Annotated in this window: 12 protein-coding genes and 1 riboswitch; of the genes, 5 read left to right on the forward strand and 7 right to left on the reverse strand. The window is 59.8% G+C overall.

All coding sequences use genetic code 11. From position 1 onward, the window contains the following. Positions 1-8: 8 nt before the first annotated feature. The 6 genes from mmsA to UM93_RS16835 all read right to left on the reverse strand — a co-directional run bounded on the left by mmsA (position 9) and on the right by UM93_RS16835 (position 6906). Positions 9-1565, reverse strand: a complete 1557-nt coding sequence (gene mmsA, locus UM93_RS16810) for a multiple monosaccharide ABC transporter ATP-binding protein (protein WP_045076607.1) — start codon at positions 1563-1565, stop codon at positions 9-11. Positions 1566-1727: 162 nt separating this feature from the next. Next, positions 1728-2924, reverse strand: coding sequence for an ROK family transcriptional regulator (locus UM93_RS16815; RefSeq protein ID WP_045077699.1), 1197 nt, complete (start codon positions 2922-2924; stop codon positions 1728-1730). Positions 2925-3137: 213 nt separating this feature from the next. Then, positions 3138-4256, reverse strand: a complete 1119-nt coding sequence (locus UM93_RS16820) for a PQQ-dependent sugar dehydrogenase (RefSeq protein WP_045076608.1) — start codon at positions 4254-4256, stop codon at positions 3138-3140. Between the two features lie 5 nt (positions 4257-4261). Continuing rightward, positions 4262-4780: a gamma carbonic anhydrase family protein gene (locus UM93_RS16825; RefSeq protein ID WP_045076609.1), complete on the reverse strand. Its 519-nt coding sequence runs from the start codon at positions 4778-4780 to the stop codon at positions 4262-4264. Between the two features lie 98 nt (positions 4781-4878). Beyond that, the gene (gene purU, locus UM93_RS16830) at positions 4879-5742 is read right to left on the reverse strand and encodes a formyltetrahydrofolate deformylase (protein WP_045076610.1); all 864 of its coding nucleotides are present in this window, start codon (positions 5740-5742) and stop codon (positions 4879-4881) included. Positions 5743-5751: 9 nt separating this feature from the next. Next, entirely contained in the window at positions 5752-6906 is a 1155-nt protein-coding gene (locus UM93_RS16835; RefSeq protein ID WP_045076611.1) for an FAD-dependent oxidoreductase, read from the reverse strand. Between the two features lie 172 nt (positions 6907-7078). Here UM93_RS16835 and UM93_RS16840 point away from each other — a divergent pair, with 172 nt between their 5' ends. Beyond that, positions 7079-7825 carry a S1 family peptidase gene (locus UM93_RS16840; RefSeq protein ID WP_052663871.1) on the forward strand — a complete coding sequence of 249 codons (747 nt, stop codon included), beginning with the start codon at positions 7079-7081 and terminating at the stop codon, positions 7823-7825. A 73-nt stretch (positions 7826-7898) separates the two neighbouring features. Here UM93_RS16840 and UM93_RS16845 read toward each other — a convergent pair whose 3' ends face one another. After that, entirely contained in the window at positions 7899-8228 is a 330-nt protein-coding gene (locus UM93_RS16845) for a putative quinol monooxygenase (RefSeq protein ID WP_324606737.1), read from the reverse strand. Between the two features lie 67 nt (positions 8229-8295). Beyond that, positions 8296-8396, forward strand: a riboswitch (ZMP/ZTP riboswitch). A 75-nt stretch (positions 8397-8471) separates the two neighbouring features. On the opposite strand from UM93_RS16845, the gene glyA reads away from it, so the two are divergent. From glyA to UM93_RS16865, 4 genes are all read left to right on the forward strand, one after another. After that, a complete protein-coding gene (glyA, locus tag UM93_RS16850; RefSeq protein WP_045076612.1) occupies positions 8472-9749 on the forward strand; it encodes a serine hydroxymethyltransferase in 1278 nt (425 codons plus the stop codon). A 1-nt stretch (position 9750) separates the two neighbouring features. After that, positions 9751-10638: a bifunctional methylenetetrahydrofolate dehydrogenase/methenyltetrahydrofolate cyclohydrolase gene (locus UM93_RS16855; RefSeq protein ID WP_045072887.1), complete on the forward strand. Its 888-nt coding sequence runs from the start codon at positions 9751-9753 to the stop codon at positions 10636-10638. Between the two features lie 110 nt (positions 10639-10748). Next, the gene (locus UM93_RS16860) at positions 10749-11855 is read left to right on the forward strand and encodes a sensor histidine kinase (protein WP_045072889.1); all 1107 of its coding nucleotides are present in this window, start codon (positions 10749-10751) and stop codon (positions 11853-11855) included. Between the two features lie 15 nt (positions 11856-11870). Next, positions 11871-12539, forward strand: a complete 669-nt coding sequence (locus UM93_RS16865) for a response regulator transcription factor (RefSeq protein WP_045072890.1) — start codon at positions 11871-11873, stop codon at positions 12537-12539. Positions 12540-12629: the final 90 nt, after the last annotated feature.

Raw genomic sequence — 12629 nt, forward strand, 5'->3', positions numbered from 1 at the left:
GGCTTCGCTTAGGCGGTCTTCTTAGCGGCGGTCATCAGCTTCATCAGGCTTTCCTGACTAGCATCGTCCTTGTCGAGCACGCCGGTAATGGCGCCCTCGAAAATGGTGTAAATCCGGTCCGAGAGGCCGAGTAACTCGGGCAATTCAGAGGAGATCACGATCACTCCCTTGCCCTGATCGGCGAGCTTCTGGATGATGCCGTAGATTTCGTACTTGGCACCAACATCGATGCCACGGGTTGGCTCGTCAAGGATTAGCAAATCGGGATCGGTGAACATCCATTTGGCCAGCACTACCTTTTGCTGGTTACCGCCGGAGAGCTTCGAGACACCTTCCTCGACGCTCGGCGTCTTGGTGCGCAACTGCTGACGATAATCTTCGGCGACCGAATATTCTTCGTCGTCGTTGACCACCATATTGTGGGTAATCTTCTTCAGCGCTGCTGCCACCGTGGTGGTCTTAATGTCATCGAGCAGATTCAAACCGAGGCTCTTGCGGTCTTCGGTCACGTAGCCCAGACCATGGTTGATCGCCTGGCTGACGTTGTGCAGCGTAATTTCCTTGCCGTCCTTGATGATGCTGCCGGAGAGGAAACGGCCATAGGAGCGACCGAAGATGGAACGCGCCAATTCGGTGCGGCCGGCACCCATCAGGCCCGCAAAGCCCACGATCTCGCCACGGCGCACCGTGAATGATTCGTTCTTGCAAACCAGCCGGTCGGAGATCTGCGGATGAGCCACCGTCCAGTTCTTCACCTCGAAGAACACCTCGCCGATATTTGGAGTGTGGTCAGGGAAGCGAGATTCCAAGGTGCGTCCCACCATGCCACGGATAATCCGGTCCTCGTCCACGCCGTCGGCTTTGACATTGAGTGTCTCAATCGATTTGCCGTCACGAATAATGGTGATCGAATCGGCGATGGCCTCAATCTCATTGAGTTTGTGGCTGATCATGATTGAGGCGATGCCCTTACCCTTGAGGCCACGGATCAGATCAAGCAAATGCTGTGAGTCAGATTCGTTTAGGGCCGCGGTTGGCTCATCCAGGATGAGAAGCTTCACCGATTTGTTCAGAGCCTTGGCGATTTCCACCAATTGCTGCTTGCCGACACCGATTTCCTTGATCGGGGTATCTGGATCGTCGTTGAGGCCTACCCGGGCCAGCAGGTCGATAGCTCGCCGACGAGCTTCGCCCCAGTTGATCACCCCAAAACGAGTGGGCTCATTGCCCAGGAAGATGTTCTCGGTAATCGACAGTTCGGGGATCAGGGCGAGTTCCTGGTGAATAATCACGATGCCAGCGGCCTCGGAAGCCCGAATGTCCTTGAAGCGGCACTCTTCGGACTGAAAAATAATGTCGCCCTGATAGCTGCCATAGGGGTAGACCCCGGAGAGCACCTTCATCAGAGTGGATTTCCCGGCTCCGTTTTCGCCGCAGATGGCATGGATTTCACCGGCTCGCACGGTCAGTGAGACATCGGAGAGCGCTTTGACCCCGGGGAATTCCTTGGTGATTGAGCGCATCTCCAGAATCACTGGAGAAGCAGCAGAAGTGCTGGCTGACATGAAACATTCCTCCCAGTGGGATAAGCAGCGATGCTCTCCCCGTGTCTACGTCTGTCTGAAAGTAAACTAGGTCACAGTGCTTGTCGTCAAGTCTTGAACACAACGAGCGTGTAACGGTTTGTTTTGGCAATGGCTATTTGAGCTATTTGCCGAGGTGTTGCTTTAGGTTGTGGCGTGGATGCCTTGTTGCTGAAAGACCAACGCCGTGCCGCCCAGGGCTTCAGCGCGATTGCCCATCGAAGACATCGCCAATTGCGTTGATTCACCAATCAGCGGCACCGAATGACGGATCAGGCCTCGCCTAATCGGTTCGAGCAGGATGTCGCCGAGTTCGGCAAGCGGTCCGCCAACCACGATCACTTCCGGATTGAGCAGATTGGCGACGTTCGCCATCGCCCGGCCAACTGCTTGGCCGGCGTCGTCGAGGACGCGCAGGGTGGCTGAATCCCCGCCGATGGCCAGCCGGACAATGTCTTCAGTGGTCACCGGTTTGGCCGCGCCGCGGGAGAGCAGCTCGATCATGATGGCCGTGGAAGCCACAGTTTCCAGGCAGCCGCGATTGCCGCAGCGGCAGATCAACCCCTGTTCAGAGATGGTGGCGTGGCCGATCTCGCCGGTCACCCCGATGTGTCCGTAATGTGAGCTACCACCGAGGATTAGGCCAGCCCCGATGCCGCTGCCGATCTTAATGAAAATCAGATCGTTGATTGAGCTGTGCGGCCCCCAGGTGACTTGCGCCAACGCGCCCAAGTTAGCATCGTTATCGATGTAAACCGGCACCTTGAGCGCACTCTCCAGCAGCTCGAGAATATTAATGCCCACCCATTCCGGCAGGATTGCACCTTGCAGCACGGTATTGGTTCGGCTATCGATTGGCCCAGGTATGCCGACGCCTGCGCCGACCACGGCACTGTGTGACAGGCCGGTCTCCTGGAGTAGTTCCTCGAGCAGTTTGGCGGCAGCTTGGACGCCCTCAAGAGCGAGATGTCCGAGTGGTAGCGGCACCGATCGCTCGGCCAGAATCCGATAATCGAAGCTGGCAATAATTACCCGAACGTGAGTACGTCCGACATCGATGCCGACCGCGACTGCGCCATCCGAATTGAGGCTCACCGAGACTGCCCGGCGGCCTGAGCTGGTGGTGGGAGCGGTAGAAACCAGGCCGTCATCGGCCATGATCTTGACGATATTGGAGACGGTCGCGGTGGAGAGTCCGGTCTGTCTGGAGAGTTCGGCCTGAGTGAGTGAGCCGGCATTGAGCAGTGACTCCATAATGCGCTGCTGATTGCGCTGCCGGAGCGCCGACTGTGACCCAGGGTTGCGCGGGGCTCTGTGTAAAGAGCGCGGTTCGACCGACATATAGGTAGCCTGCATCACTTTATGCTTGTCGTCAAGAAGTAAACGCAATAAAGCTACTTGATGCATTTTTAGAAAACTTAATTAATGAAACTCTTTGCATGCCCATCCCACCTCATCCTCATCGCTGAGTTCGCGGGTTTTTCTCGGGTTCGCCAGTAATTCCTAGCGAAACCGAGAGTTTTCAGCGAACTCAGCGGGAAGAGAGGTGGAGGATTAGCGGAGCGCGGTGAGTGGCACGCGCAGAATACGATCATCTTGGGACCTCGGGCTGCCACGACCGTCGGTATTGTTGGTCAGCAGCAACAGATTTCCTTGACTGATCAGGGCATCCCGCAAGCGACCGTATTGGCCCTGATAGAGCGGTGTTGAGCTGGCAGAGTTGCCGTCCGCCGCGAGGTCAATCCGCCACAGCCGCTCGCCCTTGAGCGCGGCCATATACAGGGTCAGGCCGCTCGCTGTCAGGCCGCTCGGACTGGCTTCCGAAGTTTTCCACTGCAGCGCCGGGTTAATAAAGCGGCTATCCGCGCCCTCACCCTCCACCTCCGGCCAACCGTAGTTGCCACCGGCCTTGATCAGATTGAGTTCATCCCAAGTGTTCTGGCCAAATTCTGAAGCCCACAGTCGGCCCTTGGCGTCCCAGGCTAGGCCTTGCACATTGCGATGCCCTGAGCTGTACACCAGGCTGCCCGCTGTCGGATTATCGGCGGGCACGCTGCCATCCGGATTGAGTCTAAGGATCTTGCCATTCAGTGACGCTGGATCCTGGGCATGGGCGGTTGCGCCCGCATCGCCGGTGCCGACATACAGTTTGCCATCCGGTCCGAACGCGATTCTGCCGCCATTGTGGTTATTGGCCTTGGCCAGTCCGCTGAGCACCGGTGTCGGCGGTCCGAGGCTAAAATCGCTTGCCGCGCCGTGCAAGGGGAACTTGACGATCCGATTGTCGGACTCTGCGCTGAAGTAGGCGTAGAGCGATTGATCGGCCGGGCGGTAGGCCAGGCCCAGTAAGCCGCCTTCACCGGCGGCCGAGACGCCTGAGACTGTGCCCACCACGCGAAGGCCGCCGCTCTGTAGCACTTCCATAATCCGACCGCTGTCGCGCTCGCTCACTAAAATTACTGTGCCGGGGACTTCGACCATGCTCCAAGGAGCACTCAAGCCGGAAATCTGGGTAAGGGGCGTCACCGAAGTGCTGCCGGAGACCTCAGCCGATGGCTGCGGGTCAATCGGTACTGACGGCACGCAAGCACCAAGTAGCAGCGAGACGATTGCCAGCGCAATGAGCGTGAACCAGGTCTTCCCGCGCTTTCTCAACTCCTCGCTGCTGGCCATATCGCCTACTCCTGCAGAGCTCGATGACTCTGTGCCAGCACGCGATAATGTTCTGCATTGTGCTGGATGCCAGCAAATTCTTGATCGCTGATTTCGCGGCGCACCTTGGCTGGCACGCCGGCCACCAGGGATCGTGGTGGAATGACGGTGCCCTCAAGGACCACGGCTCCTCCGGCCACCAGCGAACCTGCGCCGATCACTGCACCGTTCATCACGGTAGCGCCCATCCCGATCAGACAGTCATCCTCGACCGTGCAGCCGTGAACCACCGCTCCGTGTCCAACGCTGACCCGGTCGCCAATCGTGGTCGGGAAGCCAGGATCAGCGTGCAGCACCACATTGTCCTGTAAATTACTGTGCTCGCCCACCGTGATTTGGGCGGTATCGCCTCGCAATACCGCGCCGTAGAAGGCGCTTGAAGCATTCCCTATGACAACCTTGCCGATCACTGTGGCGTTGGCTGCAATAAAAGCGTCGGCGGCGATCAGAGGCGTCTCGCCAGCAAAGTCGTAGATAGGGCTCATAGAGTTACCGTACCCGAGGGGGCCGCTGCTCAGTAGTCCCGAGTTATGCCTGGTGGCCGGTAGGGTCTAGTACGATCGTGGGCGGTTTAGCCCTGCGGCTAGTCAAAAACGACGGTGCGGTGACCGTCCATTAACACCCGGTGCTCTGCGTGCCAGCGCACCGCCTGGCTCAGCGTTCGGGCCTCGACGGCGCGCCCCATTTGGGCCAGTCGTTCGGCACTGTGCGCGTGGTCTACTCGGATCACTTCCTGCTCAATGATGGGTCCTTCGTCCAGCTCCCCGGTGACGTAATGAGCGGTAGCGCCGATCAGCTTAACGCCGCGGGCGTGGGCTTGCGCATAGGGCCTGGCACCTTTGAAGGAAGGCAGGAAAGAGTGGTGGATGTTGATGGCGCGACCGCTCAGCTCGCGGCACAGCTGATCCGAGAGGATCTGCATATAACGGGCTAGCACCACCAGATCAATGTTTTGCTCGGCGATGATCTCGCGTAATCGAGCCTCCGCCTGTACCTTGTCGCTGACCGGTACGTGATAGAAGGGCACGCCGTAAAAGGCGGCCAGTTCTGCGAGCTCGGGATGGTTTGAGACGATTGCTGGCACGACGATCGGCAGTGTTCCGGAGCGTTGCTGGAATAGCAATTCATTGAGGCAGTGGGCTTCCTTGGAGACCATCACCAAGGTACGCACCGCTGAATCAACCGGGTGCAGTTCCCATTCCATCGAAAATGTCTCGGCCACCGGCTCAAGAGCCCGCCGCAGCGCGTCGAACCCCGCTGTAGTTAAGACCTCGACCCGCATGAAGAAGCTGCCTGCGTTTCCTGCTGTTCTGGGGCTGCCGTACTGCTGAGACTCGGTGATATTTCCGCCAGCCTGCACCAGCGCTCCGCTGACCGCATGCACAATACCGGGTCGATCCGGGCAGGAAAGAGTCAAGGCGAAACTAACCTCGTCAATTGGGTTCATGGCTCCAATCTAATCGAGCCTAACTCCGCTCAGTGCAAAAGTTTCGCCGGGTTCGGCAAGTGTTTCGAGGCGTTTGAGCGCTGCCAAAGCGGCGGCGCGGCCTGCCCTGGTTGCGCCGAGTGTGGAAGCCGAAGCGCCGTAGCCGACCAGGAAGAGCCGAGGTTCTTTGGCTACTCGAACGCCGTCCATCACGATGCCGCCACCCGGTTCACGCAGCTTCAAAGGCGCCAGATGGTCCAATGAGGCGCGAAAACCGGTAGCCCAGAGAATGGTGTCGATCTCTTCGACGCTGCCGTCGCGGAAGGTCACCGAATGCGGCCCGAAGGAGTCAATTGCTCCACGGGACCTCAATACCCCGGCGTCAATCCCAGCCTGATACATCGGCGTCATGGGCAAACCGGTCACGCCCACCACACTGATCGGCGGCAGCCCAGCCCGGGTCCGCTCGTTGACCGCTCTCTCCACGTCCCGTCCCCAGTCTGGGTTCTTCTCCAGAGAGCGGAACTCGGGTGGACGACGGGTGGACCACAGGGTTTCCGCACCGGCCTCGTCGAGTTGCAAGAGGAATTGGGCAGCCGAGGTGCCGCCGCCCACCACCAGCACTCGCTGGCTGGCGAAATCCTCAGCGCTGCGAAAGTCATGGGTATGCAGCTGCCGACCAGAGAACTCGGAAGCTCCCGGATAGTACGGCCAGTAGGGCTTGTCCCACGTCCCGGTGCCGCTGATTAGCAAGCGAGTCTGGATCGAGCGAGTTTCCTGGTTTGGCAGCTCGAACTGCACAGTGAGCGGTCGTCTAACGGGTTCGTCTGGCGATGGGCTCAGCGAAGTGTCGGTGTGTTCCGGGCTATCACTGACCGAGGTGACTCGGGCGGGTCGAAGCACTTGAAGCTCGTGATGCGCTTCGAATCGTCCGTAATAGTCCGCAACTATTTCGGCGGCCGGGCGGCTGGGGTCCGGCTCGCCCAGCGGGAAATCTGGCAGGTCGTGAATGCCGTGTGCGGCGCCTAAGGTGAGGCTGGGCCAGCGATGTCGCCAGGCCCCACCGGGGCCCGGATTAGCATCCAAAACCAGGAAATCCTGCCCTGGAATCAGGCCCCTTCGCTTTAGGTGATAGGCCGCCGCGAGGCCAGCCTGGCCTGCGCCGATCACCACAACTTGATACATGACAGGCTCAACGCCGTCACCGAGCCTCCAATTCCCCGGCTCTATAGTGGAGCCTTTTAGGAGCCTATCTGGAGGATGTTTCCAGTTTCATTTGTTTGCCTGGAAAGACCTTAACCGGATTAGCCAGCCAGGCTAACGCGGTTCAAAACATTCCTTTGAAGAAAGGTTCATCATGAAATTAGCTCCCATCGTTACCGCAATCGGAGCGGCAGCCGTGCTTTCGGTCACCGGTATTTCGGCCGCGAGCGCGAGCACCCTGGAGTCCGCTCCGGTGGCTAAGGCATCAGTTGTCGCGCCCCGGATTATCGACGGCAGCATCGCTGACTTCTCCAAGGCTCCCTTTGCCGCCCGCGAGTTCGTCAACGGCAGCTTCAACTGCTCAGCCTCGATCATCTCAGCGACTTGGGTGCTCACCGCGAAGCACTGCACCGAAGGACATAGTGCCAGCTCAATCACCTTCAAGCTTGGCAGCGCTGATTTGAACGGTGGTACTACGGTCAAGGTCAAGCGGGTGGTCGAATGGTCGGAGGGCGATGTTGCCCTCGCCGAGCTGAGCACCGCGTACCAGGGAAGTTACGCGTCCCTGGGCGGTAGTACCCCGAGCGAAGGCACTGCGGCGAATATCTATGGTTGGGGACGGACCGCTGTTGGCGCGCCGGCCTCGTCGAAGCTGAAGACCGCGAAGGTCAGCATTGTGGGCACCGATGACCAGGGCTGGTCCGGCCCGTCAATCGTGGAAAAGACTGTTGACGGACAGGCCTATAAGGGCGACTCCGGTGGCCCCCTGGTGGCTAACGGCAAGGTTGTCGGCGTCTGCTCCGGAACCAATGACTACAATGCGCCCGACGAAGTGGAATACGCCTCGGTACCGGCCTCGGCCGACTGGATCACCAGTGTCTCGGGTGTCTCGGTGAGCTAAGCGGCCGCAAAGCGGTTAGCAGCAGCTAAAGGTAGCTAAAATCGGTGAGATCTCGGCCTTTCCAGCGGGGATCTCACCGATTTTGGTCTTCTCGCTGGCCTCTCAATCCCGCAATGGGGAGCCGATCACCTCGAATCGTTCCCCACTCATCTCGCCGGAGAGCAGGGGCATCGCCTTTGATCGTGACCTGAACAGAGGGCAACTGTGAGGAAGCCTGATGAGCTTCCTCCGATTCCCAGAGTTCAGAGACGAATACCTGGTCCGGGAAGTCCGGATTGATTCCCACCTCATACAACAGGCAACCCGGCAGCGGATCACCAGTGTCGGAGCGAACCAGGATTGCTACCACTTCATCGCGTCGCCCGGGTTGAGTGCCTAACTTGCCAAAGTATGCGAAGGTCATGCTCCGAGCGTAAGACCGAGGAAAGACAAAATGCCGATGCTGACTCCGCGCTGAGCGTGAGCTAAACTGGCCAAGTCGCAACTGGCGTAAGGTGGTTCACCACCGGGGAGCGGCCGAGTCAACAGCGACTCATACGCAGACCATGGATCGAACGCCTGGGACCGAGGTCATATCTGCCGGTACAGTCACTAATAAGTACTGGTAGCTACGACCCATAGAACCTTCTTCCGCTCAGGAGTCACCATGTCGAACGATCCCTCGAATACTTCTTTGGCCGAGCTAGACCCGGAAATCGCCCAAGTCCTGCAAGACGAACTGGGGCGACAACGCAACACCCTGGAAATGATCGCTTCCGAAAACTTCGCCCCCCGCGCGGTGCTGGAAGCTCAAGGTTCGGTGCTGACCAATAAATACGCCGAAGGCTACCCCGGACGGCGCTACTATGGCGGTTGCGAATACGTTGATATCGCCGAAAACCTGGCCATTGATCGGGTCAAGACGCTCTTTGGCGCCGAATACGCCAATGTGCAACCGCACTCAGGTGCACAGGCGAACGCTGCGGCGCTTGCCGCGATGATCAACCCGGGCGATAAGATCCTCGGCCTCTCGTTGGCGCACGGCGGCCACCTAACCCACGGCATGAAGTTGAATTTCTCCGGCAAGCTCTACGAGGTAGCTGCTTACCAAGTTGAGGAAGATACCTTCCGGATCGATATGGATAAGCTGCGGGAGCAGGCTAAGGCGGAAAAGCCGCAGGTCATTATCGCCGGCTGGTCTGCTTACCCTCGACACCTTGACTTTGCCGCCTTCCGCTCCATCGCCGACGAGGTCGGAGCCTTGCTCTGGACCGATATGGCGCACTTCGCTGGATTGGTCGCGGCCGGTTTGCACCCCTCGCCGGTGCCACATTCCGACGTCGTCACTTCCACCGTGCACAAAACGCTGGCTGGTCCGCGCTCGGGAGTGATCCTGGCTAAGCAGGAGTGGGCTAAGAAGCTCAACTCGGCGGTTTTCCCGGGCCAACAAGGCGGCCCGCTGATGCATGTGATCGCAGCGAAAGCGGTAGCCTTCAAGGTCGCTGGCTCGGACGAGTTCAAGGAACGTCAGGAGCGGGTGCTGGAAGGTGCCCGGATTTTGGCCGATCGGCTCAATCAGCCCGACGTCGCTGCAGCCGGTGTCTCGGTGCTCACCGGCGGTACTGACGTCCATCTGGTGCTGGTCGATCTGCGAAACTCGGACCTCGACGGCCAACAAGCCGAGGACCTGCTGCATAGCGTTGGGATTACGGTCAACCGAAACGCGGTGCCTTTCGATCCGCGGCCACCGATGGTCACCTCGGGGTTGCGGATCGGCACCCCAGCGCTGGCCACCAGAGGGTTCGGCGCGGCCGAATTCACCGAGGTGGCCGAGATCATCGCCACCGCGCTGAAGGCAGGGGCCGCTGTCGACGCGGAGGCGCTTAAAGCCCGGGTGCATAAGCTTGCCGAAGATTTCCCGCTCTACCCAGGAATTGAGGGCTAGCATGACGGCGCAAATTTTAGACGGCGAAAAGGCCGCCACAGAGGTCAAATCTGAGCTGGTAGAACGTATCGCGGCGCTGAAGCGGCGCGGCATCACGCCTGGACTGGCAACCGTTCTAGTTGGCGAAGATCCGCCCAGCCACGCTTATGTTCGGATGAAGCACCGCGACGCCGCTGCCCTCGGCCTGGCTTCAGTCGAGCGGCAGCTACCAGCAGAAACCAGCCAGGAAGAACTGGACGCGGTGATTGACGAGCTCAATGCCAATCCAGAGGTGCACGGCATTTTGGTGCAGATTCCGTTGCCCAAGCATTTGGATGAGCAGGCCGTGCTGGAGCGGATCGACCCGGCCAAGGACGCCGATGGGCTGCATCCGGTGAATCTGGGCCGCCTGGTACTGAACGTCAATGGCCCGATTGACACCCCGCTGCCGTGCACCCCGGTCGGCGCCATCGAGTTGATGCTGCGCAACGATATCGACCTAAAGGGTAAGCACGTCGTGGTGCTGGGCCGTGGCATCACCGTCGGCCGGGCGCTCGGGCTGTTGCTGACTCGTCGGGCTATCAACGCTACCGTCACCTTGACCCACACCGGAACCGTTGACCTGCCGAGCCACTTGCGTCAAGCCGATGTGGTGATCTCCGCGGTTGGAGTGCCGCATTTGGTGAAAGCCGCTGACCTGAAACCCGGGGCCGTGGTGCTCGATGTCGGCGTCTCCCGCGAAATCAACGAGGAGACAGGTAAGCCGAAGCTGCTCGGCGATATTGACCCGGCCGCCGCCGAGGTTGCTTCGTGGATCTCGCCAAACCCCGGTGGGGTAGGCCCGATGACGCGGGCGATGCTGATGAGCAATGTAGTGGCCGCCGCTGAGCGGCAAAACCCTCCGCGCTGATAACAGTCAAGAAATCTGCTACCGGGTACTCCCCTCGGAGTATCCGGTAGCAGGAGCATTGCTGCTGACGGAGGCTGACGGCGGTGGCTTGCCGGGACTAGGCTCGAAAGGTGAGAACCAGGCGGCCCTATTTGCGCACAGCGGCAATTGTCGTGGTGCTGTTGCTCCTCGGCCTGGTAGGCACTAGGTTCGCCAGCAGATTCCAGGTCACCAGTACACCGCTCGACACCTGGGCCTATATCTGTCTCATTGCCGGCCCGCTGACGCTATTTTTGCGCCACCGCTTTCCGGCGGTGATGGTGGTGCTCTCAATGGGTTTCAGCGGCTGGTACTTATTCGCCGGCTATCCGGCCGGTCCACAACCACTTTCTTTTGCCGTCGCGATTATTTTTGCGCTGATTGCCGGGCAGCAGGTAGTCACTTGGCTATGTATTGGGCTCAGCGTGCTCGGCGTGGTGCTTTACAACGCCCTGATGGGCGGCGATACCTGGCCGATCAAAACAGCAGCGCTGAGTGCCTGGCTGCTCATCCTCGGACTGGTGGGGACCGGTATCAAGGCCAGAATTGAGCGAACTACCCTGCTTCGCCACCGGCGCCAAGAGCAGGCCGAGGCCGCCCGAAGCGCAGAACGGCTGGCTCTGGCCAGGGATATTCACGATGTGGTGGCGCACTCACTCTCCAGCATCAATGTGCGGGCATCGGTGGCGCTGCACCTAGCCGAAAAGGACCCGGCTCAGATGCAAGCTGCTCTGCAAGCAATCAAGAGCAGTAGCAAGGAGGCGCTGACCGAGGTGCGCGAGCTGCTCGGGGTGCTCCGGCAGGATACCCCGCTGAGCCCGGTGAGTCCGCTTTCGCGGCTACCCAAATTGATCGAAGAGGCGCAGGCCAGCGGCTTGCGAGTTGAGCAGCACCTTAACCTGGCGCATCCGTTGGCCGCCGAACAGGAGGCAGTGGTTTATCGGCTGGTTCAGGAGGCCTTGACTAATGTCGTTCGGCACGCCGCGGCCAGCCGCGCGCGCATCACGGTGAGCAGCGCGGAAGCTGAACTCAGCGTGCAGATTGACGACGACGGCATCGGCCTAGTCGACAGCATTCCGGGTAATGGGATAGCAGGAATGCGCGAAAGGGTGGCGTCGCTGGCGGGGGAGCTGGAATTCGTCGAGAGGCACCCCGGGCTTTCGGTGCGTGCTCGGATTCCGCTTCAGAGCGCCCGATGAGCCAAGAGGAAGCTAATGATTGAGATTCTGCTGGCCGACGATCAGAAGTTGATTCGTGCTGGCTTTGGTGCGCTAATCAACGCCGAGAACGATATGCGCGTGATTGCGGAGTGCGGGACCGGTGCGGAAGCGCTCCGGCTGGCCAAAGTACACCGACCCGAGATTATTTTGATGGATATTCGGATGCCTGACGGTGACGGGCTGACGGCGACCGCGAAGATCACCGCAGAGCCAGCGCTCGCGCAGAGCAAGGTGATCATCCTGACCACTTTTGAACTCGACGAATATATCTCCGAGGCGGTGCGCGCCGGGGCAGCCGGATTCCTGGTGAAAGACACCGAGCCAACCGAACTGCTCCGCGCTATCCGGGTGGTTGCCGAGGGCGATGCCCTGCTCTCGCCCTCGGTGACGAAAAAGATGCTGGCACAATTTGCGCTGCAGGCACACCCACTGCGCGAACCCCAAGGTTTCAGCGACCTGACCGAGCGAGAGCTGGAAGTGCTCGCTGCAGTGGCCGAGGGACTGAACAATGCCGAGATCGCCGAACGCCTCTTCATTGCCCCGCTCACCGCGAAGACTCATGTCTCGCGGATCATGACAAAGCTCTCCGCTCGCGATCGCGCTCAGTTGGTGGTGCTCGGCTACGAATCAGGCTTGGTGAAACCGGGGCGAGCCGAGGGGTAGTTGTTTGAGCCTCGCGAGCCGACTGCTGCGATACCTCCGCCGGAGTATCCAGTCAGGTTAAGGTGACTCCGCTTAATTTTGCTCGAAAAT

This window comes from Psychromicrobium lacuslunae, from assembly GCF_000950575.1.
Lineage (GTDB): Bacteria > Actinomycetota > Actinomycetes > Actinomycetales > Micrococcaceae > Renibacterium > Renibacterium lacuslunae.